We start from the raw sequence: 24,013 nt of genomic DNA, 5'->3' as shown, positions 1-24,013 counted from the left end.
GCGGCGAACTTAGCTCGAGGACGGCGGTGTGGACCGTACGCCAAGTTCGGTTACAAAGCTGCCCATGCCGGGTTCCGTCCTGATGAATCCGTCCTTGCGCAACGCTCTGTGGACCTTCTGGCCAGTCGCCGTGGCGATCCCGTAGAGCTGCTGGAGTCTCAAGACAGACGGCACCTGGTCTCCAGGCGCAAGCTCGCCACTCTCGATCTTGCCTTTGAGGTCGTCGTACACCTGAACCCAGCGGGGAATGCCGGGCTTCCACTCCAACTCGTGATCAGCCACAAGCACACGCTAGGCAGGGCATAGCGTGGCAAGCGAGATACACCATGCCTGGTGAGCTATAGCATGGTGTAGTACAGTGGCGCTCATGAACGGTCCGCAGGCTCGACCGCACATGCCCTCCATGCTCAGCCGAGCGCCAGTGCTGGACACACGCCTCACCGGCCGCGTCAACCACTGCGCCCCTGGCGGTCACTTCTGGGCGGGACGCCAGCCATGAAGCCCATCTCACGAGTGCTGCTGAATGACATTGCCGGCCTGCGCGCCAAGGGACTGAGTCCGGGCCAAATAGCCAGGGAAATTGGCGCAAATATCGACACCATCACCGAGGCCATCAAACGCATCGACCGAAGGGTCTCGCCGAAGCGGGCAAAGCCGACGGCATTGCCGCAGCAGCCGCCGGGGCGTGACGTGGCGGACCGCTTGGGAAAGCACGATGCAGCCCAGCCAGCGTTGTCGCGAGTCGAGTTCCTCGACCGTTTCGATCTGAATGTTGATGACATACGTGACGGACACAACGCTACCGCGCTGTGGCACATCTATTTGGATTCTCGCGCTCGGGCGCGCGGATATTGATCACAGAAGTAGAGGAGATTAGATCAATTGAACGACAAAGACGATTCTTCCAGAGAGCGGCACCCGGAGCTTGTTGCAGTGAGACGTGCCTACGAGAAGGCTGATGCGGCGCTCCAAGATATAGGAGACGCCGAGCAGGCATACCAGATGGCAACGCAACTAGCAGACTGCCTACGAGAACTGGCCGATGCTGCCGCTTTAGCACGTGCCAAGTCGGCCGCACGACTGCGCCGCTCGGGCAACCTGTCGATTGCTGGCCTGGCAACCAAGCTTGGCCTATCCAAGTCCCGTGCCGGCCAGCTTCTTCGGGCAGCGAGTGAATGCATGGAGGGGAAGACAAATGGGAATCACCGCTAGGCGCGAATACATCACCAGCAACACGTCACCGGTAACCGCGTATCACCTGGGCTGCGATGTCTGGGCTGTCTCCGATATCCCTCATACCACTCTCGACGGGATATCAGCTTTGCGATATATGCTGCTCTACGAGTCGCAGAAGAGCCTGTACCGCGAGGACTGCCTACTTGCTGACGCGCACAAAATAATGCTCGAGCTGCGAGCGACTCTCATACAGACGGCACAGAAGGCCAGCAACCGCGAGCTTGCCACGCATGTCGAACAAGTAGGATTCCTTCTCGCCATGGCACAGCTGATATTGAATGACGCACCACACAACGACTTTCCCAGCAGCCATACCTGTGCACAACAAGAAGGCAGCAATTCGGTTTTTACATGTGCGAAGTGTCTACGCTACTTGCTACAGGGATTGGGAGCGGCAGCCTTCATGCAGCGAGATGCCCACCAGTAAATTTGAGGAGCGCCCCCACTGCCAGCATCCTACGGACATCCTCCTGCCGTGGGCGCTTGATTGCCCGATCTCTGGCACAGAGAGTACTCATCGCCCGGTCCAGCGCCTTCATGCTGGTCCGATGTCAGACCTGAGGACCTCACCTGTCAGTCGACAAGCCTTCCCACCTGCCGTGACTCAGATGTCGGCGACAAGGGAAATGTGAAGCTCCAGGTAATTGTCTGTAACCGCGGCACGTACCGTTGTGACACCCTGGCTCGTTGTTTCGGCCGGTAGCGATGTGGCGTTGAGAGCCTCACTCCACGCCTCGAAGTCTCTGCGTCGCTGATCACGGTCTTCAGCGTCACAAGTGCCGGTGAGGGCTTCGCTTGCGGGGTCGCTGTGGATGGCCCAGCTGATCACCGGCAGATCTTCATTCAGTGTTCGCGCCAGCAGCCCTTTCAGAGCTTCTATAGCTCTCTGCTGCAGATACAAATGATCCTTACGAGCTTTCTCGGCTTGCGCCTGCAGGCCAAGGTTTTCTAGCCTCTCCTCATCTTGCACTCCTCTTACCTCCGTTTCTGCCTAGTTCGTTAGCGAGCGCTTTGCCCTTCAGGGAGCGTTATTGGCTCCTGTCCATGCTCGTGGTCATACATCCCTGCGAGTGCTGGCCGGAACGCCGAAAGATGGTCCGGCCACCTTCCACACAGCGCCGACCGGGCGGCAGAGTCCGTTTGCAGAAGGAACTGCAAGTGTCGAAGCCCATGCATGAGTACATCGATGTACCGCGGGATGGGTGCTTCCGTCGCTTCAACCGGGATCGGCTTGCCTACCGCGTCCGGCAAGGCCGGACTGATGGGCGCTGCACTCTTCCACTTATCCCGGACGAACGCGTTGCACCCGATCACGGCGACATAGGTGAGAACTACTGCGGTATCTTCCGCTCGCCATGAAGTCGAATGCAGCAGCTTGACTCCATCTGCAGCGTCGTTCGCGGACAGAAGGTCGGTGACGGCAGTATGCGGATCGCTGTCCTGTCGAACGGCGTCGGAACGCCATGCGTCCTTTCCGCTTACCAGCCACAGCCCGATGTCGTCTGCCGATACCGGCCAGACTTCAACGATTACCTCTGTCCGCTCGCTCACCCTAGTTTCCCTTCGTTGTTCCGTCTTGGGTGTCGGAGTCTTCGGCCTTTTTTGCGGCAATCCGGGATGCATGCGCCGCTGATATCGCAACTTTCGTTAGACCGAGCGAGACGCGTTCATCTCGTTCGTTTCGAGCCCTGGTGTCCTTGGCTGTTTTGATCAGCTGAGCTGCACGTGCTTTCGATACCCCGATGCGGTCGGCAAGTCCAGCCAACGACATCTCCTCTTGCTCGAAAATGCGGGCCGCTGAAAGTGCTCTTTGGTTGCCAGAGGTCTCAAAGAGACGTCTCAGCGTTTCCACCAGCTCCGTTGCGCCGTTGTACGCCCGGTTGTGGTCGGTATCCGCATCAATCGCCATAAGCGCTGCATCGAAAGCGCGTTCGAGGTCAGCCAGCGCGGACAGTACCGCCTCGCTCACGCCTTCCTTAGCCATGCGCGCCAGCGTACGCGGTTCGGACAGGGGGGACTATACCCAACTCGTACAGGCCCCCCTTGACGGTCGTGCAGGGGGGCCTGTACGGTGCTTCGTATAGGGCCCCCTACACGACGCTTCGGCCAGGGGGTCAGCAGATGAAGCCACCGATGACGTACAGGAGGTGATCAACAGTGATCGGTCTCGAAGAGGCACGACTCTCCCGCTTGATCACGCTTCTCCGCGCCGTGGCGGAACTGCTGGACAACGCCACGGACGGGCTGAACTCCGGTGTTCTCATCGCCACGGTGCTGCTGCTGGTGGTCATCGCACTTCACGCTATGGCCGACGCGCTGGAGACCTGCCCGGACGCGCTCACTGTCTGCCGCGCACGATTCGAAAGGAGCTGATCTCCGATGATGTACGGCACGTTTCCCGACGGTCACCGGGCTCGCCTCATCGAAGGGCTTCACGCTCTGGCGAGCTATCTGGAAGCTCGACCGGAGCTGCCCGTCCCGCACGCGTCTAAGGTCGCCGTCAGTGTCCTGTTCGGCACCGATGAGGAGAAGAAGGCCGAGATCCAGCACATCGCGCGCTTGATCGGTTCGGACCTCCACCTCAGCGACCCGGACCACGGCCACTACAGCGCCGCGACGTGTTTCGGCCCGGTCGAGTACAGCGTCACCGCAATCATGGACGCCGGCATGGCGCGGTGGGATGCCTGGTGGTCCTACCGCGACTCCATCAGCCCCGATCCCCCTCCACCGGGGGCCTGAGTGGACATCCCACTCCTGATCATCACCCTCGCGCTGGCGTCGGCGCTGGTCGTGCTCATGGTGTTCGTGGTCCTGGCGTGCGGTATCCGCCGCGCTGACCGCCGGCAGGACCCGTTCAGCGATCCCCGTTCGGAAGTCGAGCACGCGGCTCGGTCCGTGCTCATCTACGCCCGCCGCAAGGAGGGCCCTCAGAGGGCCACGCCCCTCCCCCACCAGGACAGATCTGGAAGGAGGTGATCACTGCTGCGCACGATCCCGATGACCCGTGGGTGCCCCTGTGGTGCCGTGCTGGAGTCCGGTAGCAAGCGTTGCGTCAAGTGCCGCGCCCGTTCCCGCTGGCGCCGCCGCAAGGCCCGCCACGACGGCATCTGATCCGGTGTTCGTCCACATCCAACGCCTTGGCCTGGAAGGGGGTGATGACACTTTGACCGTCTCGATTCCCCTGGTGGTGCTGCTCGGTGTGGCCGTGGTGCTGGCCGTGCGTTACCTGAAGCTGCGCCTGTGGATGGCCCTCGTCTGCGCGGTGTTCGGCTTTCTGCTGGCCGCGACCACGCTGGCCCCTGAGATCGACCGCGCCCTACGCGCGTTCCTGGGCTGGATCACATCCGGTTCCTGACCTGTTCATCGACCGAAGAAGGTGATGCCTCAGTGACCTACCGACTTCCCTACCCTGACTCCGATCTTCAGGAGGTCCTGGACCGCAACGACACCGCCCACGAACTTCTCGCCAACTTCGCCCGTTCCACCTCCACCCTCGCCGACCTCTGGCAGCTCATCTCCGCTGCCCTTCAGGACACGCCCGTTCTGGTCGCGGAGATCTCTCGGCTCCGAACCGACATCAGCAGGAGGCGACTACGCCGCGCGAACCTGATCGCGGCCATGCGAGCCGCCCTCAGCGCCGCCGCGGACGGCGAGCCCGACCCGCTGTCCTACCTGCGTGACGAGCTTGCCGAGCAGGCCGGCCCTCTCGCGCCAACCAGGAAGGACGGCGGCTCATGACACAGCCGCAGTCCGGCCCCGACCGCACGCCTGATCACTCCTTCACCGCCCCGCTCTCGGGGTTCATCTGGACAGGTCCGCCCGACCAAGACTCGGCCAGTAGTGCCGGCGCTCCTCCCAGACAGGACGACGACCAGGGCGCGGAAGAGGACGCGTTCTTCGATCGAGAGTCGGTTCCCGAAGATCAGTCAGCGACCGGACCACCGGTTGATCCGCCCGACGATGGCATGCCCTCCGACCGGTCACAGACCGGTCGGGGGCGCGCCCCCATCGTCCCGCCATGGATGCGCACGAGTGCCGGTCGACGCGCGATGCTCGCCTGGTGGGCAAGGGATGTCGCCTACGTGCTCGGGTACCACTCGATTCGCCTGCCCAAGTACGCCATCAAGGCGGGGGTGTATGCGCCGGTCGGGTTCGTTTCCGGAATTGCCCGCGTGCTGCGGTGGGCAAGCGCTGAAGAGGGCAATCACGCGCTGCGGCAGGCCGCCGCAGACCGCAACGACCCTGCGACGTGGCTGAAGCTGGACAAGCAACGAGAGCGGCAAGCGCGCTGGCGCTGGTCGATCCTGCTGCTGGTGTGCCTGCTGACGGGGGCGTCGGTGGCGACCCTGCTCGCACTGGACGTGACGGTGCCGGACTGGGCATGGCCGGCGGTGCTGGCCACATTGATGCCCATCCTGGCGCGTGCCGGACGCCCGGCCGACAAGCCGATCACTGACCACGTCACCCACGGGCCGCGCTATCGCAAGCTCACCGCCGATCTGGTCAGGCGTGGCCTGCTCAGCACCGGCATATCCGCGATCAATCAGGCTGTCGCCAAGGACCAGCATGCGATCAGCTTCCCGGAGGAGATCCATCGGGACGGACCCGGGCATCTGGCCATCGTGGATCTGCCCTTCGGGGTGGAGGCCGCCGACGTCGTGGCTCGCCGGGGCAAGCTGGCGTCCGGGATGCGGCTGCCGCTGGACCAAGTGTGGCCTGAGCCTGCCCAGGGCCATCCTGGACGGCTGGCGCTGTGGGTCGGCTACCAACCCGCCGGCCAGATGCAGACGCCGTCCTGGCCCCTGCTGAAGGGCGGCAGCGTGGACGTGTTCAAGTCGTTCCCACTGTTCATCACGCCACGCATGGAGATCGTCAACGCTGTACTGATCTTCCGGAACTGGCTGGTCGGCGGGCAGCCCGGTTCGGGTAAGACGAACCTTCTGCGACTGCTGGTGCTGGCCGCCGCCCTCGACCCTCGCGCCGAGCTGCGCGGCTATGAGTTCAAGGGGGTCGGCGACTTCAGCGCCGTCGAGCCTGTCTGCGCCGAGTACGGGAACGGCCAGGACGACGAGACCATCGGTAAGGCCGCCGCCCTGATCGGGTGGCTGTATCACACCGAGTGCCAGCAGCGAGCAGCGAAGATCGCCCACTATCACGTGCTCGGCATGGCTCCGGAGAACAAGGTCACCCCCGAGCTGGCCGCCCGCAAGGACAGTGGCCTGCATCCGCTGGTGGTGTTCCTGAACGAGGCGCAAGAGCTCTTCCAGCACAAGGACCACGGCGCGGAGGCGGGGGAACTGTGCGAAAAGGTGATCAAGCTAGGGCGTGCGCTGGGTGTGATCCTGCTCCTGGACACCCAGATCCCGGACAAGGACAGCTTGCCCACGGGGATCACTCGCAACATCAACACCCGTGTGTGCATGTCGGTACGCGATCAAGTCGCCAACGACATGATCCTCGGCACCGGCATGTACAAGGCGGGATACCGGGCAACCGTGTTCGAGCCGGGAGACGATGCCGATCCGCGCGATGCCGGCTGGGGCGTGGTCGTCGGCGTGGGCAAGCCTGGTGCCCGTCGAAGCTTCGAGGTCAACGGCGACCAGGCCAAACAGGTGATCGCACGCGCGATCGAGATGCGGGTGAAGGCGGGCACCATGCCCGAACCCGACACCCAGCCCCGGCCCGAACCGCCAGCCTATGACCTGCTTGCCGATCTCGCGCGGGTCTGGCCGGCCGGGGACGACGCTGCGTGGAACGCCATCCTGTGTGAGCGGTTGGCCGAGTTGAGGCCAGAGGTCTACGGCGGGTGGCGCTCCGAACAGCTCACCAGCGCCCTGAAGCCCCACAAGGTCAAGGTCGGCCCCATCGGCCGCCGCATCGACGGCAAGAAGCACACCAGACGCGGCATCTACCGCGCTGACCTCGCTCTAGCCATTGCGGACCGTAACCAAAGCCGCTCCGCCGAGTAGGTCGAGGGGTGCTTCCGGAAGCAGATGCGCCTGCTTCCGGAAGCACCCTCGCTAGCACCCCGAAAGGACATCCGACCAGGCGTGTAGCAGGTAGCAGCCTGCCCGCCGGCTAGCTCCAAAGCCCCCACAGGAGGTGGTTTCTTGCCCACAGACATGCTGATCGCTTCCGCAGCAATCGCCCTCCCGACCTTACTCACTCTCCGTTACGTCATCCTCTGCTATATCCGCCCATTCCGTGAACACCGGCGCTGCCGCGGCACCGGCCGTATCCCTTACCCCTTCGGGCTGTCTGGCTGGCGTTTCTGCTCTCGCTGCAACAGCACTGGCCTACGCCTCAGGCTTGGCCGCCGCCTATGGAATCACGCCCGCCGACTCCACCGCGACGGCACCCAGTCGCATTGAGGTGAACTCCCACCGAAGAAGTCAGAGCCGACAAAGGGAGGTGAAGCACCTGAAGGCATACAAAGTCGAGGAGATAGCCGAACTACTAGGTGTAGGCCGAGACAAGATCTATCAGCTCATCAGAACCCGCCAACTTCACAGCATAAAGATCGGGCGGTCTAGAAGGATCACCGATCAGCATCTGGCCGACTTCATCACATCGCTCGAACAGATCGATCAAGACTGATTATGGAAATTGCATTGCAGTGCAATGCAGTCCGGCTCACACTCTCGGACAGGATCGAGACGTGGCCCATGTCATCCGTAAGGCCATCGATGAATACATAGAACGCTACAAGAAGAGTCCCGGTCACCACGGAACGGGTGGTACGCCTCGATAGCCGGCCGGGACACGCCCCGCCAAGTAGCCCCGCGAAAGGAGAGCGGATGGCAACAGTCTACATAGGCAAATATCAAGCGAGTATCTATCGAGAAGGGAACGGGTACACGGGAGCCCTGTCGCTCGGATTCGACGCGAAGGGCAAGCGTCAACGGCCCAAGCGGAAGGGCAGGACCAAGGCTGAGGTCAAAGACAAGCTCATCGAACTGGTCCAGGAGCTAGAGGCAGGCATCAAGACAGAGCAGGGCTACACCGTGGAGGACTGCATCAACGACTGGCTGGAGAAGGGGCTGAAGGGAAGAGCTGAGTCCACGGTCAAGAGCTACCGCTCACTGGTTGTGCACCAGATAACTCCCTACATCGGCCGCATCAAGCTCAAGAAGCTCACCGCCGATGAGCTTGATGACTGGCTGGACGAAAGAGCAGAAGAGCTCTCGACCCGCACGCTACGTCTCATCCATCAGATCGTTAAATGGGCGATACGTCACGCCCAGAAGAGAGAGAAGGTTCAGCGAAACGTCGCGAGCCTCGTCGATGTTCCGGAAGGGCAACAAGGCCGCCCGTCGAAAGCCTTGAACCTCGCACAGGCACGGGCTGTCATTCACGCAGCACTCACAAGCCCGATCAAGGCTTATGTAATCCTGTGCCTGCTCTGCGGGATACGCACCGAGGAAGCCCGCGCACTCAGGTGGACGGAGGTAGACATAAAAGCAGGAACCGTCGCGGTTTACCGCGCCGAACGAGTCAACGGAGACACGAAGACACCGAAATCCCGCCGCGTCCTCAAAGTCCCCAAGTGGGGTGTCCAAGTGCTGACCGAGCTGCACAAGGCCAGGGCAGCAGAACGCCTCGCGACGGGAGAACGAGGAGAAGACACCGCACACGTGTTCCGTCGAGAAGACGGAACACCGATGAACCGCTACTACATCTGGCGGGAGTTCCGACTCATCGCAGATGCAGCAGGGATCGGCACCAACTGGTGCCCGCGTGAGCTTCGGCACAGTTTCGTGTCCTTGCTGTCCGCTCACGACGTGGCGATCGAGGAGATCGCCCGCATCGTCGGTCATTCGTCAACGCACGTGACCGAGACCGTCTACCGGCAAGAGATCCGGCCGGCCCTGACCAGGGGCGCGGTCGTGATGGACAAGATCTTCAAACCGCAAGCTGGGTAGAGCAGTGGCTCCCCGTCTGGCTCCCAAAGATCAACACAGACCTCCGAAGCCCCTTCCGACCAGCCAGAGAGCCGGAACCCCAACGGCTTGACCTTGACGCGGCGTCAAACTGTTCAATGAGGGCATGCGGATCGGCGAATTGGCCGCGCTGGTCGGGGTTTCGACCCGTACCGTGCGCTACTACCACCACCTGGGAATCCTGCCCGAGCCTGAACGGCTTCCCAACGGCTATCGCGAGTACCGGCTGCGCGACGCCGTACGGCTGGCGCGGGTGCGGCATCTGGCCGGGCTCGGGCTGTCGCTGGAGGAGTTGCGGGACGCGCTGGCCGACGAGCGGGGCGTGGACTTCCGGGAGGCGTTGCAGGAGCTGGACGCCGACCTGGCCAGGCAGCAGGAGGCCATCGCGGCGCGGCGGGCCCGGCTGGCGGCACTGCTGGCCCAGCCCGACCTGAGCCCGGAGTCGATGATGTCCCCCGACGCGGCGGCCGTGCTGCGTGACCTGGGCGGCGACGGGTCGGCCTTCGGGACGTTCGACCACGAGCTGCTGACCCTGGCCACCATGTTGTCCGACGAGCAGGGCCAGACAGGGCTGGCCGAGCTGATGCGCCCGATGACCGAGCCGGGCGCGCTCGCCGCCGGGCGCGAGCTGTACCGGCGGCTCGACGAGCTGGCCGACGCGGAGGCCGGGGACGAGCGGGTCGGGCCGCTCGCCGAGGACATGGCCGCCCACATCCCCGACCAGCTGGCCGCGATGGTGCCGTCCGGGCCCGGGGCCGACCTGTCCTGGATGGAGGCGATGACCGAGGAGCTGTCGCCCGCTCAGGCGGAGGTGCTCCGGCTGCTGTTCACCGAACTGACGGAGATCGGGTCCAAGGAGGGGGCGGGATGATGGGCGTGGTGCGCGCGGTCCTCAGGTTCGAGCTGGTGGGGCTGACCAGCGTGGCCCTGTGGCTGGCCAGGCGGCGGCATGGCGTCCCGGCGGGGGCGACCGCCGTGTCGTACGCCAAGGAGCAGGCGTTCACCCTGGGCCTGTTCATGTTCGCGATGGTCGTCGAGACGGCGGTCGTGGACCTGCTGCTGGTGGTGAACGACGTACCGGCGGCGATCCGCGTGCCGGTGCTGGTCGGCGACCTGTACAGCCTGCTGTTCGTCGTCTTCATGGCCGCCGCCTCCGTCACCAGGCCCCACGTGGTCACCGAGGACGAGCTGCGCGTCCGGTACGCCGCCTACTTCGATCTCCGCGTGCCCCGCGACCTCATCGCCTCCGTCCGGACCGCGCAGAGCTACAACGAGACCGGCCTGATCAGCGTGGACGGCGGGCGGCTGGGCGTCGCGGTCGCGTCCAGGACGAACGTGACGGTGGAGCTGAGCGAGCCGGTCGTCGCGGTGCGGCCGCTCGGAAAGCGGGCCGAGGTCACTTCGATCCGCTTCTTCGCCGACGACCCCGCCGCCCTGCTGGCCGCCCTGCGCTCCCCCACGCACTCCGCCACGCACTCCGCCACGTGAGCGATCCCGGACGGACGGGCCCGCCCGGGATCACCGGATCAGCTTGCCGACTGTGAGGTGACAGCGGCCTTGCTCTTCGCGGCGGCGGTCCGCGGCGGGATGCCGCTCAGGTTGAAGGCGAACCTGGCCGTGGAGTCGGCCACCGCGTCGGCGTCCACGTCGAGCGCGGTCGTGTTGATGTTGGTGAGCGTGTCGCACGCCTGGTGGTAGCAGGCGTCGTAGGGCTGTCCGGCGACGCCGCCGAACAGCGCGGCCTCCTCCGCCGTCTTGATGCCCTCGGCGCCGGTGAAGATCCCGCCCGCGGGGATGCCGACCGCGATGAACGGCCCGTAGTCGGAGCGTCCGTCGAAGTCGGTGCCCACGGTGGGCAGGTGGCGGGAGGTGTAGAAGTCGGCGAGCTGCCGCTCGATCTGCGCCGATCCGGGCGGGCCGGCCGGCGAGCCCTGGCCGTCGGAGTCGTCGCCGTCGTACAGCTTGTACGCGTAGTTGGGCGAGGCGACCATGTCGAAGTTCAGGTAGACCCGGATCTTGTCGCGCTGGGCCTGGGACAGCGACTCGACGTACTGGTCGGAGCCGAGCAGGCCGATCTCCTCAGCCGCCCAGAACGCGAAGCGCACCTTGTTCTTGACCGGGAACAGCGCCATCTCCTCGGCCACCTCAAGGATGGTCGCGCTGCCCGAGCCGTTGTCGTTGATGCCCGGCCCGGCGGTCACGCTGTCGAGGTGCCCGCCGATCATGACGACGTTGCGCGGGTCGCCGAACCGGGACTCGGCGATCACGTTGTCGTTGGTGCCCAGGACGAGGTTGGCGTCGACCTTGAGCCGTACGGTCGGCGTGCCGGTGGCCAGCTCGTTGCCGACGGCGAAGTCGGCGAAGACCATGGGCACGTTCGCCCGCCACTCGCCGATGTCCAGCGGGAAGGCGTCGGTCCGGCCCGGCTGGCCCTCGTTGAACACGATGATCCCGGACGCGCCGGCCCGTCCCGCGTTACGGATCTTCTGGGCGAACGCGCAGGTGCCGCGCTGGATGAGCGCGATGCGCCCGGCGACGAACCCGGCGAAGTCCGACTCCTCGCAGCCGCTGGTCGAGGTGGGCGTCGGGGTCGGGGGCAGGATCAGGTCCACGCCCTGGACCTGTGCGGTCACGTCACCGGCGGGTGAGGGCTGGAAGGAGTAGAAGTCCTCGTTGGGCGCGTACGACTTGGCGTCCGGCGCGGTCCGGTTCAGCGTGGGCGGGCTGTTCTCGGTCCAGCTCTGGACGAAGTTGATCGGCTGGAGCGTGACCTTGTAACCGGCCTTGCGCAGCTTGCCCGCCACGTAGTCGCGGGAGGCGTTGTAGCCGGGCGTGCCGGCGGCGCGGGTGCCGCCGTTGGCGTTGGCGATGGATTGGAGCGCTTCCAGGTGTTTCCGCACGTTCTCGCCCTTGACCTGCTTCACCAGCAGTTTGGCGAAGACGTCGTCGAGCGGGCCCGCGCTCGCCGGTACCGCCATGGCGACGGGTAAGGCGAGAGCGGTGACCAACGCGATGATGATTCTGCGCATGCAGGCTCCCCTAGGAGTGAGATGCGGAGAAATCCCCCGAGCCGCAATGATTCGGAAAGTAACCCGCCGACGCACCCCTGAGAAGGTCTATCGGCCTACGCCAATGCGTCAATATCCGGACACTACGGTGACTCTGCTCGCCGGGCGCGGGCGCGACGCTTGCCCTCGTGCATCGCCTGGACGCGGGCCACCGGGATCGTGTGCCCCTCCGCGACCAGGTCGGCGGGCAGCTCACGCGGCTCCGGCATGAGCTCGGCCCACGGATCGCGGTCGCCGAGCAGCCCGGCCGCGTTGTGGATGGTGAAGTCGGCGGGCGCGACCCGGTCGAGCTCGTCCCACGCGACCGGGAACGACACCGGCACGCCCGGCCGCACCCGCGGGCTGTAGGCCGACACGACCGTCGCGCCACCGGCCCTGGTGGAGTCGACGAACACCTTGCCCGCGCGGTCCTCCCTGATGAACGCCGTCGTGGCCAGCGCCGGGTCGAGCCGCTCGGCGCGGGCGGCCAGGGCCCGGGTGGCGGCGGCCAGGTCGTCCACGGCCGTGCCCGGCGGGACGGGGACGAACACGTGCACCCCTTTGGCCCCGCTGGTCTTGACCGCGCCCGCCAGCCCGGCGTCGTCGAGCGCCTGGCGGACCAGGTGGGCGGCGCGTACGGCGAGCGGGAAGGAGTCGCTGCCCTCGGGCGGGTCGAGGTCGAGGATCATGTGGGTGGGACGGCCGTCCAGGAACAGCGCCGGGTGGTACTCGACGGCTCGCTGGTTGGCGAACCAGAGCAGGGTGCGCCGGTCGTCGCAGAGCGCGTAGGAGATCTGCCTGCGGGACGCCTCGGCCCAGACGGTGACCGTCCTGATCCAGGAAGGGGCGTATTTGGGCAGGTTCTTCTGCATGAACGGTTCCTGGCCGGGCCGCACCCGCAGCACCGACAACGCCCGCCCGCGCAGCGCGGGGACGATGCGGCCGGCGACCGCGTCGAGGTAGTCGACCAGGTCGCGCTTGGTGGCGCCCGACCCGTCGAACAGCGGCTGGTCGAGGTTGGTCAGAGCGACGTCATCGGCGGTCACCCGCCCCACGATGCCCACTGGCCCGCGCCCGGGTCAACCACGGCCGGACCGGGCGAGTTCCCGTGAGGAGCCGATCTCCTGGCGTAGTCGGGCGACCGTGCGGCCGGTCTCCGACTCCGGGTCGGCGGTGTACATGACGATCACCAGGTCGGGCTGGCCGGGCACGGCCAGGGTCTCGTACTCGAAGTCCAGCTCGCCCAGCTCGGGGTGGCGCAGGCGTTTGGTCCCGTACGTCTTCTCGGCGACCCCGTGCGCGGCCCACAGACGGACGAAGTCGGGGGCGGCCGACAGCTCCGCGACCAGCCCGGCCAGCAGCGGGTCCTCGGGGTGACGGCCGGCGTACAGCCGCAGGTAGGCGACCGTCTCGGCGGCCACCTCGGGCCAGTCGCGGTAGAGGGTGCGCGTGTGCGGCGCCAGGAACACCTGGAGGAGCTGGTTGCGCCGGCCGTCCGGGACGCCGGCGAAGCCGCTGACGCGGTCGGCCAGCGCGTTCCAGGCCAGCACGTCCATCCGGGGCCCGAGGACGAAGGCGGGCATGCCGTCGGCCAGGTCCAGCAGCCTGTTCAGTCCGGGCCGCAGGACCGGCCGGCTGACGTGCCTGGCGGGGCGGAGCAGGTCGCGCAGGTGGGCGCGTTCGGTGTCGTCCATGCGCAGGACGCGGGCGACGGCGTCGAGCACGGAGTCGGAGACGTTCTGGACCCGTTCCTGCTCCAGGCGGATGTAGTAGTCGACGCTCACGCCCGCGAGCAGCGCGACCTCCTCGCGCCGCAGGCCGCTGACCCGCCGCCGACCCGACGCGGGCAGCCCGGCGTCCTCCGGCTGGATCCGGGCCCGACGAGAACGGAGAAACTGCCCCAAATCACCTTCCACCGCTTCAGGGTAGTACTGGCTTTACCAGGAAAAGCCGTGCGCTGGGTAAGTCCGTCCGGCTCGGCCAGGGTGAGAGCCATGACGAACTACGAGAACCTCTCGGGCCGCATCGCCGTCGTGACCGGGGCCGCCAGCGGCATGGGCGAGGCCACGGCCCGCCTCCTGGCCGCCAACGGCGTCAAGGTGGCCCTGCTCGCCCGCCGCGCCGACCGGCTGGCCGAGCTGGCGGCCAAGATCGACGCTGACGGCGGCACCGCGCTGCCCGTCACCGTGGACGTCACCGACGACGTGAGCGTGGCCGCCGCCGTGGAGGTCGTCCACACCGGGCTGGGCCGTCCCGACCTGGTCGTCAACGCCGCCGGCGTGATGCTGCCGAACCCCGTCGAGGACGGCCGCCTCGACGAGTGGACGCGCATGCTGGAGACCAACGTCACCGGCGTGCTCCGCGTCACCGGCGCGTTCACGGCCGACCTGCTGGCCGCCGCCGACGCGGGCCGTACGGCCGACCTGGTGAACATCTCCTCGATCGGCGCGCACGTCACGTTCCCGAACTACGCCGTCTACGGCGCGACCAAGGCCGCGCTGACCCACCTGTCGGCCTCGCTGCGCCCGGAGTTCGGGCCGAGGGGCGTACGCGTGACCAACCTCGAACCCGGCCTGACCGCGACCGAGCTCGGCGACCACATCGACAACGCCGAGCTGGGCGCGCAGCTGGCCGGGATGTTCGAGGCGTTCACCCCGCTGACCGCCGAGGAGATCGCCGACCTGATCGGCTACACGGTCAGCCGGGCCCGGCACGTCAACCTGCGCCAGATGGTCGTGCTGCCGACCGCCCAGGCATAACCGGGAAGCCCGCACGCGCCCGGCGTGTTGACACCGGCATGGACGATCGTTTCGCGGATCAGCGCGTGATCAGGCACCTGCTACACGATGCGGGGACGTGGGTGTTCGTGGGGCTGAGCGACGCCCCGGGGCGCACGGCCTACGACCAGGCCCAGCGCATCCAGGCGCGCGGCAAGAAGATCATCCCGGTGCACCCCGGGGGCAGGCCGGTCCTGGGCGAGCCGGGCTACACGTCGCTGGCCGAGGTGCCGGTCAAGCCCGACGTGGTGGCGATCTACCGGCGTTCGGAGTTCGCCGGCCAGGTCGTGGACGAGGCCATCGCGGCCGGCGCGGGCGCCGTCTGGCTGCCCCTCGGCGTGATCGACGAGGCGGCCGCGCAGCGCGCCCTCGACGCCGGGCTCGACGTCGTGATGGACCGCTGCCCCGCGGTCGAGTGGGCGTTGCGCCGCAATCCCTGACCGCGAGGTACGGTGCGGTGAAAGGAGGGCGGATTCATGGAAGACGACCACATCACCACGATCGGCACCTGCTTCGCATGCAAGCGCACGTTCCCCTACACCGCGGCGAACGTCACCATGATGACCATCGACCCTGAGACCGGCCTGCCTCCGGACCGGACGGTGCTGGGCACCCGGCGCGAGCCGACGCCGGAGGCGCTGGCCCGGTCGGTGCCCGAGCCCGTCTGCCCCGACTGCCTGACCAGGGCCCGGGAGTTCAAGGACCGCATGAACTCCCCCGCGCCGTTCGAGACCTGGCGCCGGCCCGACCCCAACTGACCTCGCACCGGCCTCATCCGGCCGGCGGCCGGATGCTCTCGGCGGACAGCGCCTGGTAGGCCAGGGCCAGCAGCGTGACCATCGCCGTGCCCGCGGCGGGCCCCACGACGAGCGCCGCCGACAGCTCGGCCGCGTGCCATTCCGCCGCCATGATCGCCGCCGACGTCAGCACCGTGACGCCGAACGTGCCCGCCCATAGCGGCAGCAGCCGCAGGTAGGCGAACACCAGCGGGAACGCCGTCCACACGAACGGCACCGCCGCCACCGCCAGGACGGCCCAGCACGCGGTCACCAGCCCCAGCCACACCCGCCCGAGCACCGGCCGCGCCGCGCCGGCGAAGTGCGGCGGGGCGCCTTCGAGCAGCTGGCCGACGCCGTAGAGCACGCCGAGCAGCACGCCGCCGGCGGCCTCGGCCGACCGCCCCTCGCCCAGCACGTCCGTCAGGGCGGTCGCCAGCAGCGCCCAGAAGGTGCCGTGGACGGACCATCTGAGCAACCGCAATACGGAAGACAACCACGGAAAGTCCATAACTGCTCACCAACAGTAATGGAAGCTTCCCTGTCCTGAGAAGGTCAGCGGCGGCGCAGGGTGAGGACGAAGTAGAGCGCCCCCGCCACGACCAGCGCGATCACCACGCCGATGTTGGCCGCCCCGAACGTGCTGCTCCTCAGCTCGTCGCTCATCAGGAACCCGACGACCGCCGCGATGTGCTCGTCCGCGGACGTGATCAGGCCGACGCCCACGACCGAGGCCACCACCAGGGAGACCAGCCCGGCCGGGTTGAGCGCGGGCGCGCCCGGACGCAGCAGCCGTTCGTCGTAGGCCCGGCCGCCGTCCCGCAGCCGCCACATGTCCACCAGGAAGATCGCCACCCAGGCGGCCATCACGACGCCGATGATCGCCAGGAACGCCTGGAAGGTGCCGAAGAAGTTGTCCGAGACGAACAGCAGGTAGTAGCCGCCGAGCACCATGAGGGCGCCGTCGATCAGCACCGCCAGATGCCGCCTGACCGGCACGCCGAGCGCCAGCATCGACAGCCCGGACGAGTAGATGTCCATGATCGCCCCGGCCAGGAAGCCGCCGATCGCGGTCAGCAGGTACGGCAGCAGGAACCAGGTCGGCAGCGCCGCGGCCAGCGCGCCCACCGGGTCGCCGCCCGCCGCCTCGGCCAGCTTCGGGTCGCCGCCGGCCAGCAGCACGCCGAACACCAGCAGCACCATCGGCGGCAGCGCGCCGCCGAGCGTCGTCCACAGGGCCACAGACCTGGGCCGGGAACCGGCGGGCAGGTAGCGGGAGTAGTCGGCGCCGCAGTTGACCCAGCCCAGGCCGAGCAGCGTCATGGCCAGGATGACGCCGCCCAGCCAGCCGCCGGGGCCCGCCGTCGTCTCCAGCGAGGCGCCCAGCTTGGGGGCCATGAGGATCATGTAGACGACGGTCAGCACGACGAACGCGTACGTCAGGTAACGCTGGACGACCATGATCATGGCGTGGCCGTACACGCCGACGGCGATCACGACCAGCGCGGAGACGGCGAAGCAGCCGGCGGTGGCGGTCGTCTCGGGGATGCCGGGCGCCACGCGCCGCAGGATGGCCGCGCCGCTCTGCGCCGAGAGCGTGACGAGCACGATCTCCCAGCCCACGTTCGAGACGTACGACAGCAGCGCGGGCAGCTTGTTGCCCTGGTACCCGAAGGGCGCCCGGCCCAGCGTCATCGTCGGCACGCCGGACCGGCTGCCCGCGACGGCGACCAGGCCGACCAGCAGGAACGATAAGGCGTACCCGACGGCACCGGTCACGACGGCGGGGATGACGCCGAGGCCCAGCCCGACCACGTACACCCCGAACGCCACCCCGAACAGGGACAGGTTCGCCCCCGCCCAGGGCCAGAAGAGATCGGACGGCTTACCGTGCCGCTCACCGTCGGGGACGGCGTTGATGCCGTTCCGCTCCACGGCCATCGTGTCCATGATCACTTGCTCCTTCACGTGGACCCGGCAAAGAAATCATTGTCCGCCATGGACGATATTTCCCACCCTGGGGGGAATCCTGATCGCGGCCGCTTTCCCGCAGAGAGGTCGCGATGCAGGCATCCGGTTCCGACACGCGCCGGCGGGCGCTGGGCGTGTGCCTGGTGGCGGCGTTCATGTCGGGCCTGGACGTGAGCATCGTCAACGTGGCCCTGCCCTCGATCCGCTCGGGCCTGCACGCCTCCGACGACGGGCTGCAGTGGACGCTGTCGGGCTACGCGCTCACGTTCGGCCTGCTGCTGGTCCCGGCCGGGCGGATGGGCGACGCCAGAAGCCGCAGGGCGCTCTTCATGTGGGGTGTGGTGCTGTTCACGGCGGCCAGCGCGGCCTGCGGGTTCGCCTGGAGCATGCCGGTGCTGATCGCGGCCAGGCTCGTGCAGGGCATGGCCGCCGGGACGCTGAACCCGCAGGTGTCCGGGCTGATCCAGCAGATGTTCCTGGGCCACGAACGCGGACGGGCCTTCGGCGCGCTCGGCGCGACCATCGGCGTGTCCACCGCCGCCGGGCCGCTGATCGGCGGCGCGCTGGTCACCGGGTTCGGGGCCGAGCAGGGCTGGCGGTGGGTGTTCCTGGTCAACCTGCCCATCGGAATCGCGCTGCTGCCGCTGGCCTGGAAGTGGCTGCCCGCGCCCGCACCCGGGCCGGTGCGGACCGGGCGGCGGGAGAGCATGGACCCGGTCGGCGTGCTGCTGCTCGGCGTGGGCGTGGCGACCCTGCTGCTGCCGTTCATCCAGCAGCACCAGTGGAAGGGCGAGGCCAAGTGGCTGCTCGTGCCGGCCGCGCTACTGGTGCTGGCCGGGTTCGTGCTCTGGGAACGGCTGTATCCCAGAGAGCCGCTGGTGAACCTGGCGCTGTTCTCCCGGCGCTCCTACAGCCTCGGGTCGGCCATCGCCCTGTTCTACTTCGCCGGGTTCACCGGGATCTTCTTCGCCTTCACCCTGTACCTGCAGAGCGGCGAGGGCTACAGCGCGCTGCTGGCCGGCCTGTCGATCACGCCCTTCGCGCTCGGGTCCGCCGGGTCGTCGGTGGTCGGCGGCAGGCTCGTCGGGCGGGCGGGCAGGAAGCTGGTCGCGGTGGGGCTCGGGACGGTGATCGCGGGCCTGCTGGGGACCATGGTGGCCACCCTGCTGGTGCCGGGGACCGGCGTGGGGGCGGCGACCGCGCTGCCGCTGCTGGTCGCGGGCATCGGCAGCGGCCTGGTGATCTCGCCCAACCAGGCGATCACGCTGTCGGAGGTGCCGCCCGAGGGCGGCGGCAGCGCCGCCGGGGTGCTGCAGACCGGCCAGCGGCTCGGCTCGGCGATCGGCATCGCGGCGGCGGGCTCGGCGTTCTTCGGCTCGCTGCCGCAGGGCTGGCCGACGGCCTTCCGGCACGGCCTGCTGGTGGTGCTGGGGTTCGTGCTCATGGCCCTGGCCGCCGCGCTCTACGACCTCCTCCGTTCCCGCGCCGCCCGCTGACCGGACGGCTACAGGTCGGCGGGGTCGGGTTCGTCCAGGTCGTCGCCGTACTCGGAGGGGGTGAGCGGGCCGCGCGCCCTCACGGGCTCGCGGTCGGGGACGGCCCGCCGGACGGGCTCTGGCGTCCCCGGCACCCGGACGGTGAGCCCCGTGGCCGACGACTCGACCTCGACGTTCTCAGGAGCGCGCCGTCGCAGCCAGGACGTCGCCAGGGCGAGGGCGAGCAGCAGGCCCGCCGCGTCGCCGCCGTGGTGGAGGATCTCCGCCGCGCCCCTGAGCTGGTCGGACGGCACCGGCAGACTCAGCCGGCCGGCGTCCATGATCCGGGACAGGGCCACGGGCACGGCGATCGACATCGCGAGCGCGGCCAGCCGTACGGGCATCGGCGGGCGGCGCGGCGCGGGGTCCGGCCCGGCGACGACCCAGGCGAACAGGCAACCGGCCGGCAGGAAGTACGCGTGCGCCAGCGGGGCGGGGACGAGCCCGTACAGGGGCGTGCAGTACAGGGCCGCCATGCCGCCGGCGCTCAGGGCCAGCGCCGTCCCCAGGTTGGCCAGCAGGTGCGCGGCGGGCCCGCGCAGCGCCCAGGTCACCCGGCGGGCTCGCGCGGCCGTCAGCGAACGCAGCAGCAGCGTGACCGGCGCCCCCATGACCAGGACCGGGGGCGCGAGCAGGCCGATCAGCACGTGTTGCAGCATGCGGCCGCGGAAGTCGGCCGCGGCCAGCGAGGCCACGGGATCGGTGAACGCCACGGTCACCAGCGCGCAGCCGGTGACGAAGCTCGCGGTACGCCGGCGGCTCCACGTCGTCCGCCCGGCCAGCACCACGTACGTGACCAGCACGACGAGCGCCGGAGCGGCCCAGGCCGCGCTCAGATGGTGGTGGTGCGGCACAGATCGATCACCTTGCCCATGCGTCGCGGCGGCCGCCCGCCGAGGACCGGCGGCGTGCCCAGGATGAGGAGCCCGCGTCCCACCAGCCCTGACCGGCTCCGGCGCGGACGTGGTGGATGGCCTGGAGCGCCCCCGGCGGGGCGATCCGCTGTCGCGCTCCGGCGCCTCCCACGTGAGCCACTATTCGAGCGGGACGCCGGGCCGGCCCGGCGGGACACCCCTCTTTGCGGGCCGCTTACCGAATCTCGATCCGCCGTTTTCCCCGTCCGGGTCCCTATGGGTAGGTCTAAGGGGATGGCGACAAGGCTCTTTCCCCGCTCGATCCGGGGACGCCTGACCACACTCGCGACATTGGTGGCGGCGGTGGTCCTGGCCGTCATGGGCACGCTCGCCCTCACCCTCGGGCCGGACAACCTGCACGGGCTCGTGGAGACCCGGGTGGAGCTGGCCGTCCGCAGGGTCGCCAGCGAGGCGCGCGCCGGGCAACTCCCCCCGACACTGGAGGCCCCGGCCCGCGTGCAGCTCCTGCAGGTGATCGACGCCAACGGACACGTCCTCGCCACCAGCCCCGGGCTGCACCACGGCCAGCGGCTGTCGGGCATGCGGGTGGAGAAGCCGGAGACCCTCTACAGCGCCGAGAGCACGCTCACCGGCCTCAGGGACGAGAAGGAGGCCCAATACCTGATCATGGCGCTCCAGGTGCGCACCCCCGAAGGCGCACCGGTCACCGTGTACGGCGCCTCCTCGCTCAGCGACGTCAACCGGGCGCTGTCCTGGCTGAACGCCATGGTGTTCCTCGGCACGCCCCTGACCCTGGTGATCGTCGCCGGCATCACCTGGGTCGTGGTCGCCTCCGCGCTGCGCCCGGTGGAACGCATCCGCGCCGAGCTCGCCGAGATCACCGGCCGCGACCTCAGCAGGCGCGTCCCCGTCCCCGACACCGGCGACGAGATCACCGACCTGGCCGCCACCACCAACCACACCCTCGACCGCCTCGAACGCTCCGCCGAGACCCAGCGCCGCTTCGTCGCCGACGCCTCCCACGAGCTGCGCAGCCCCATCTCCGCCCTGCGCACCCAGCTGGAGGTCGCCAACTCCTACCCCGACGAGACCGACTGGCCCGCCACCGGCGCCCGCGCCCTGGCCGCCGCCGAACGCCTCACCGGGATCATCGACGAGCTGCTCCTGCTGGCCCGCCTGGACGCCGGCGCCATCCCCGACCGCCGCGTCGTCGACGTGTGCCGCCTGGCCGAGGAGCAGGTACGCCGCCGCGAGGGCGGCCCGATCCCCATCGTCGTGGACATGTGCGCCCAGGCCCCCGTGCTCGGCTCCCCCGTCCAGCTCGACCGGCTGCTGACCAACCTGCTGGACAACGCCACCCGGCACGCGGCCTCCCGGATCGACCTCAAGGTCTGGGTGGAGGGGGACGACGTCTGCATCTCGGTCACCGACGACGGCGACGGCATCCCGCCGGCCGACCGCGAGCGCGTCTTCGAACGGTTCACCCGGCTTGAGGCCGCCCGCCGGAAGGAGAAGGGCGGCAGCGGGCTGGGCCTGCCGCTGTCGCGCGAGATCTGCGCCTCGCACGGCGGCACCCTCAAGGTCGCCGACCACGGGCCGGGCGCCCGTCTCATCGCCTGCCTGCCGCTGTACCGCGGCTGAGACCACCCCTCGGCGGAGGCGTCCGCCTAGACTCGGCGGATGGATCTGCGGCGGCTGGGCCGTGACGTCGAACGCGTCTCCGACCGCTACGCCGCGCTGCTCGGGATCGTCCGCGACGACGCCTGGTACCTGCTCAAGCTCCAGGAGGAGGTCGGCGAGCTGACCCAGGCGTACCTCATGCGCGCCGGTCAGGCGCGCACCAGGGGGATGACCCCGGAGGAGATCGACGCCGGCTTCCGCGCGGAGCTGGCCGACGTGCTGTGTCACGTGCTGCTCATGGCCCGCCACCACGGCGTGGACCTGGCGGCGGAGGTCGAGCGCAAGTGGCTGGTGCGGTCGTGGGAGGAGCCGGAGGCCCCGCGCGGCGGGACCCCCGGCCCGGGGATCACTTGACGAGCGTGATGCGGTCGGCCGCCGACGGGGTGATCGGCGAGTGCGCGGTCAGGTACGCCGTGAACGCGTCCAGGTCGATCGGCCCGCTCCAGGTGTCCGTGCTCTGCGTGAACACCGAGAAGCCGTCGCCGCCGCCCATCAGGAAGTTGTTCGCGGCGATCTTGATCGACTGGGTGTCGGTGACGGGCGTGCCGTTGAGCTTGACGTCCGACACGCGCGAGCCCACCGGCTTGGTGGTGTCGAAGGTGTAGGTCAGCGACGACGACACCTGCAACATCCGGTGGTTGATCGCGCCCGTCGTCGGGTTGGGCGTCCAGACCTGCTGCTCCAGCAGGGCCTTGAGCTGCGCGCCGGTGTACGTCCGCACCTGCACGAGGTTGCTGAACGGCTGGACGGCGAACGCCTCCCCGTAGGTGACGACGCCGTCGCCCTCCGACCCCGACTGCGCGTACGTCAGCGAGGTGCGGATGCCGCCCGGGTTCATCAGCGCGATCTCGGCGCCGCCCGCCTTGGCCGCCTCCAGCTGGGAGTCGGCGATGAGGTCGCCGAGAGGCGTCTCCGGCCGGGTGGTCGCGGCCGAGGTGTTGTTGACGACGTTGGTGACGTCACCGGTGATCGTGCCGATCTTGCGGTTTGCCACCTCGGCGCTGCGCGTCCGCCATGCCTGGACCTGCGCCTCGACCTGCGGGTCCGGCGTGACCGTACGGGCGACGACCTTGTTGTCCGCGGTGACCGAGGAGCGGATCACGTCCTTGGTGCGCTTGTCGACCCGCAGGTCGATCTGGGTCAGCACGCGGCCGAACGACGAGCCCTGCGTGTAGAAGCGGTCCTGGCCGGCCGGGTCCTTGGTCTTGCAGACGTACGCCTGGTGGGAGTGGCCGCTGATGACCAGGTCGATCTGCGGGTTCAGCTCCCGGGCGATGCGCGAGCCGGCGTTGGCGGTGTTCACCGAGCAGGCGTCCGGGCTCTGGTTCGGGGTGATCGAGTCACCCTCGTGCATGAGGACGACCTGCGCCTTGACGCCCCTGCTCGCCAGGTAGGCCGAGGCCCGGTTCGCCGCGGCGACCTCCTCGGTGAACCGCAGGCCCTTGATGCCCTCGGCGGTGACGATGGTCGGCGTGGTCGCCGTCACCAGGCCGATGAAGCCCACCTGCACGCCGTTGATCTTCTTGACGTAGAACGGCGGCAGGGCGTACCGGTCGCTGCCCTCCTTGAGGACGTTGGCGGCGAGGAAGTCGAAGTCCGTGCCCTTCCACTGGCCGGCGGGCGAGCAGCCGTCCACCGGGTGGCAGCCGCCGTTCATGAGACGCTGCAGCTCGGCGTACCCCTCGTCGAACTCGTGGTTGCCGGCCGCGGTCGCGCTGAGGCCGAGCGAGCCGAGCACCTCCAGGGTGGGCTCGTCGTGGTAGGCGGCCGAGATCAGCGGGGACGCGCCGATCAGGTCGCCCGCCGCCACGACCAGCGTGTTCTCGGTGCGCGCCTGCTTGACGTACGTCGCCAGGTACGACGCGCCGCCGGCGATCGAGTACTTGCCGCCCGCGAGCCCGGTCAGCGAGCCGTCGGCGTCGACCAGCGGCCCGTCCGGGTCGAGGACGCGGCTGGAGGAGCCGGACGGGGGTTCCAGGTTGCCGTGCAGGTCGTTGATGCTCAGCAGGCGGACCGGGACGGTCGGCCCGCCGTGGCCGTTTCCGGCCGAGCCGCTGGTCGCGGCGACCGCGGGCGCCATGGCCAGGGCGATCCCGGCCGCGGTCGCGACACCGGCCGTGCACAGCCGGAGGAGGGTGCGTGACGTCATGACAGGGACGTTACGACGTCTCCCTAT

30 protein-coding genes are annotated in these 24,013 nt (G+C 68.4%); 19 read left to right on the top strand and 11 right to left on the bottom strand.

Translation table 11 applies throughout. The features are described 5' to 3' along the window. Positions 1 to 9 precede the first annotated feature (9 nt). Positions 10 to 282, bottom strand: coding sequence for a GntR family transcriptional regulator (locus ACIA8R_RS35080; RefSeq protein ID WP_397042167.1), 273 nt, complete (start codon positions 280 to 282; stop codon positions 10 to 12). 213 nt (positions 283 to 495) lie between these two features. Between ACIA8R_RS35080 and ACIA8R_RS35075 the strand changes: the two genes are divergently transcribed. Genes ACIA8R_RS35075 through ACIA8R_RS35065 form a run of 3 tightly spaced genes read left to right on the top strand, consistent with a single transcriptional unit; the run spans position 496 to position 1,663 of the window. Further along, positions 496 to 855, top strand: a complete 360-nt coding sequence (locus tag ACIA8R_RS35075; protein WP_397042166.1) for a hypothetical protein — start codon at positions 496 to 498, stop codon at positions 853 to 855. Between the two features lie 27 nt (positions 856 to 882). Next, positions 883 to 1,212 (top strand): hypothetical protein, encoded by a 330-nt coding sequence (locus ACIA8R_RS35070; RefSeq protein WP_397042165.1) that lies wholly within the window; start codon positions 883 to 885, stop codon positions 1,210 to 1,212. After that, positions 1,196 to 1,663: a hypothetical protein gene (locus ACIA8R_RS35065; protein ID WP_397042164.1), complete on the top strand. Its 468-nt coding sequence runs from the start codon at positions 1,196 to 1,198 to the stop codon at positions 1,661 to 1,663. Before ACIA8R_RS35070 ends, ACIA8R_RS35065 begins: the two co-directional genes overlap by 17 nt. Positions 1,664 to 1,840: 177 nt before the next feature. Here the strand turns inward: ACIA8R_RS35065 and ACIA8R_RS35060 are convergent, their stop codons facing one another. From ACIA8R_RS35060 to ACIA8R_RS35050, 3 genes are read right to left on the bottom strand one after another with little or no spacing between them, the layout of a single operon-like run. Then, positions 1,841 to 2,206, bottom strand: a complete 366-nt coding sequence (locus tag ACIA8R_RS35060; RefSeq protein WP_397042163.1) for a hypothetical protein — start codon at positions 2,204 to 2,206, stop codon at positions 1,841 to 1,843. Positions 2,207 to 2,235: 29 nt separating this feature from the next. Then, positions 2,236 to 2,787, bottom strand: a complete 552-nt coding sequence (locus ACIA8R_RS35055) for a hypothetical protein (protein WP_397042162.1) — start codon at positions 2,785 to 2,787, stop codon at positions 2,236 to 2,238. 1 nt (position 2,788) lies between these two features. Beyond that, positions 2,789 to 3,220: a hypothetical protein gene (locus tag ACIA8R_RS35050; protein ID WP_397042161.1), complete on the bottom strand. Its 432-nt coding sequence runs from the start codon at positions 3,218 to 3,220 to the stop codon at positions 2,789 to 2,791. Positions 3,221 to 3,393: 173 nt separating this feature from the next. Between ACIA8R_RS35050 and ACIA8R_RS35045 the strand changes: the two genes are divergently transcribed. The 10 genes from ACIA8R_RS35045 to ACIA8R_RS35000 all read left to right on the top strand — a co-directional run bounded on the left by ACIA8R_RS35045 (position 3,394) and on the right by ACIA8R_RS35000 (position 10,664). Continuing rightward, positions 3,394 to 3,609 (top strand): hypothetical protein, encoded by a 216-nt coding sequence (locus ACIA8R_RS35045; protein WP_397042160.1) that lies wholly within the window; start codon positions 3,394 to 3,396, stop codon positions 3,607 to 3,609. 6 nt (positions 3,610 to 3,615) lie between these two features. Beyond that, positions 3,616 to 3,975 (top strand): hypothetical protein, encoded by a 360-nt coding sequence (locus ACIA8R_RS35040; protein WP_397042159.1) that lies wholly within the window; start codon positions 3,616 to 3,618, stop codon positions 3,973 to 3,975. Then, entirely contained in the window at positions 3,976 to 4,212 is a 237-nt protein-coding gene (locus ACIA8R_RS35035; protein WP_397042158.1) for a hypothetical protein, read from the top strand. Between the two features lie 139 nt (positions 4,213 to 4,351). Then, entirely contained in the window at positions 4,352 to 4,591 is a 240-nt protein-coding gene (locus ACIA8R_RS35030; protein WP_397042157.1) for a hypothetical protein, read from the top strand. 32 nt (positions 4,592 to 4,623) lie between these two features. Beyond that, positions 4,624 to 4,974 (top strand): hypothetical protein, encoded by a 351-nt coding sequence (locus ACIA8R_RS35025; protein WP_397042156.1) that lies wholly within the window; start codon positions 4,624 to 4,626, stop codon positions 4,972 to 4,974. Next, a complete protein-coding gene (locus ACIA8R_RS35020; RefSeq protein ID WP_397042155.1) occupies positions 4,971 to 7,205 on the top strand; it encodes an FtsK/SpoIIIE domain-containing protein in 2,235 nt (744 codons plus the stop codon). Before ACIA8R_RS35025 ends, ACIA8R_RS35020 begins: the two co-directional genes overlap by 4 nt. A gap of 235 nt (positions 7,206 to 7,440) precedes the next feature. After that, complete coding sequence (locus ACIA8R_RS35015) at positions 7,441 to 7,833, top strand: helix-turn-helix domain-containing protein (RefSeq protein ID WP_397042154.1); 393 nt, start codon at positions 7,441 to 7,443, stop codon at positions 7,831 to 7,833. A gap of 200 nt (positions 7,834 to 8,033) precedes the next feature. Then, positions 8,034 to 9,158 (top strand): tyrosine-type recombinase/integrase, encoded by a 1,125-nt coding sequence (locus tag ACIA8R_RS35010; protein ID WP_397042153.1) that lies wholly within the window; start codon positions 8,034 to 8,036, stop codon positions 9,156 to 9,158. A 124-nt stretch (positions 9,159 to 9,282) separates the two neighbouring features. Next, positions 9,283 to 10,047: a MerR family transcriptional regulator gene (locus ACIA8R_RS35005; RefSeq protein WP_397042152.1), complete on the top strand. Its 765-nt coding sequence runs from the start codon at positions 9,283 to 9,285 to the stop codon at positions 10,045 to 10,047. After that, entirely contained in the window at positions 10,044 to 10,664 is a 621-nt protein-coding gene (locus ACIA8R_RS35000; RefSeq protein WP_397042151.1) for a hypothetical protein, read from the top strand. The genes ACIA8R_RS35005 and ACIA8R_RS35000 overlap by 4 nt, the downstream gene beginning before the upstream one ends. Before the next feature lie 38 nt (positions 10,665 to 10,702). On the opposite strand, the gene ACIA8R_RS34995 is transcribed toward ACIA8R_RS35000, so the two are convergent. The 3 genes from ACIA8R_RS34995 to ACIA8R_RS34985 all read right to left on the bottom strand — a co-directional run bounded on the left by ACIA8R_RS34995 (position 10,703) and on the right by ACIA8R_RS34985 (position 14,139). Then, complete coding sequence (locus tag ACIA8R_RS34995; RefSeq protein ID WP_397042150.1) at positions 10,703 to 12,205, bottom strand: M28 family metallopeptidase; 1,503 nt, start codon at positions 12,203 to 12,205, stop codon at positions 10,703 to 10,705. Between the two features lie 122 nt (positions 12,206 to 12,327). Beyond that, positions 12,328 to 13,269, bottom strand: a complete 942-nt coding sequence (locus ACIA8R_RS34990; protein WP_357706170.1) for an ATP-dependent DNA ligase — start codon at positions 13,267 to 13,269, stop codon at positions 12,328 to 12,330. 33 nt (positions 13,270 to 13,302) lie between these two features. After that, positions 13,303 to 14,139, bottom strand: a complete 837-nt coding sequence (locus ACIA8R_RS34985; RefSeq protein ID WP_397042149.1) for a helix-turn-helix transcriptional regulator — start codon at positions 14,137 to 14,139, stop codon at positions 13,303 to 13,305. Positions 14,140 to 14,217: 78 nt separating this feature from the next. Between ACIA8R_RS34985 and ACIA8R_RS34980 the strand changes: the two genes are divergently transcribed. From ACIA8R_RS34980 to ACIA8R_RS34970, 3 genes are all read left to right on the top strand, one after another. Next, on the top strand, positions 14,218 to 14,982 hold the full coding sequence (locus ACIA8R_RS34980; protein ID WP_397042148.1) for an SDR family oxidoreductase: 765 nt from the start codon (positions 14,218 to 14,220) through the stop codon (positions 14,980 to 14,982). Positions 14,983 to 15,047: 65 nt separating this feature from the next. Continuing rightward, entirely contained in the window at positions 15,048 to 15,440 is a 393-nt protein-coding gene (locus ACIA8R_RS34975) for a CoA-binding protein (RefSeq protein WP_397042147.1), read from the top strand. A gap of 36 nt (positions 15,441 to 15,476) precedes the next feature. Continuing rightward, the gene (locus ACIA8R_RS34970; RefSeq protein WP_357706166.1) at positions 15,477 to 15,758 is read left to right on the top strand and encodes a hypothetical protein; all 282 of its coding nucleotides are present in this window, start codon (positions 15,477 to 15,479) and stop codon (positions 15,756 to 15,758) included. Between the two features lie 13 nt (positions 15,759 to 15,771). Here ACIA8R_RS34970 and ACIA8R_RS34965 read toward each other — a convergent pair whose 3' ends face one another. Continuing rightward, a complete protein-coding gene (locus tag ACIA8R_RS34965; protein ID WP_397042146.1) occupies positions 15,772 to 16,254 on the bottom strand; it encodes a hypothetical protein in 483 nt (160 codons plus the stop codon). Positions 16,255 to 16,331: 77 nt separating this feature from the next. Continuing rightward, a complete protein-coding gene (locus tag ACIA8R_RS34960) occupies positions 16,332 to 17,726 on the bottom strand; it encodes a purine-cytosine permease family protein (RefSeq protein ID WP_397042145.1) in 1,395 nt (464 codons plus the stop codon). A 113-nt stretch (positions 17,727 to 17,839) separates the two neighbouring features. On the opposite strand from ACIA8R_RS34960, the gene ACIA8R_RS34955 reads away from it, so the two are divergent. After that, complete coding sequence (locus ACIA8R_RS34955) at positions 17,840 to 19,243, top strand: MFS transporter (RefSeq protein ID WP_357706163.1); 1,404 nt, start codon at positions 17,840 to 17,842, stop codon at positions 19,241 to 19,243. An 8-nt stretch (positions 19,244 to 19,251) separates the two neighbouring features. Here ACIA8R_RS34955 and ACIA8R_RS34950 read toward each other — a convergent pair whose 3' ends face one another. Next, complete coding sequence (locus ACIA8R_RS34950; protein WP_397042144.1) at positions 19,252 to 20,136, bottom strand: cytochrome c oxidase assembly protein; 885 nt, start codon at positions 20,134 to 20,136, stop codon at positions 19,252 to 19,254. A 294-nt stretch (positions 20,137 to 20,430) separates the two neighbouring features. On the opposite strand from ACIA8R_RS34950, the gene ACIA8R_RS34945 reads away from it, so the two are divergent. Together ACIA8R_RS34945 and ACIA8R_RS34940 are read left to right on the top strand one after the other, a co-directional pair. Next, positions 20,431 to 21,798, top strand: coding sequence for an ATP-binding protein (locus ACIA8R_RS34945; RefSeq protein WP_364096178.1), 1,368 nt, complete (start codon positions 20,431 to 20,433; stop codon positions 21,796 to 21,798). Positions 21,799 to 21,837: 39 nt separating this feature from the next. Continuing rightward, positions 21,838 to 22,191, top strand: coding sequence for a pyrophosphatase (locus ACIA8R_RS34940; protein WP_397042143.1), 354 nt, complete (start codon positions 21,838 to 21,840; stop codon positions 22,189 to 22,191). On the opposite strand, the gene ACIA8R_RS34935 is transcribed toward ACIA8R_RS34940, so the two are convergent. Further along, positions 22,184 to 23,986 carry a bifunctional metallophosphatase/5'-nucleotidase gene (locus ACIA8R_RS34935; RefSeq protein ID WP_364096184.1) on the bottom strand — a complete coding sequence of 601 codons (1,803 nt, stop codon included), beginning with the start codon at positions 23,984 to 23,986 and terminating at the stop codon, positions 22,184 to 22,186. The two genes, ACIA8R_RS34940 and ACIA8R_RS34935, sit on opposite strands and share 8 nt — an antisense overlap. Positions 23,987 to 24,013 lie beyond the last annotated feature (27 nt).

The sequence above is a fragment of the Nonomuraea sp. NPDC051191 genome, assembly GCF_044455665.1.
In the GTDB taxonomy this organism is placed as follows: Bacteria; Actinomycetota; Actinomycetes; order Streptosporangiales; family Streptosporangiaceae; genus Nonomuraea.
The sequence above is the reverse complement of the archived record's forward strand: the minus strand, read 5'-3'. Positions and strand labels throughout refer to the sequence as shown.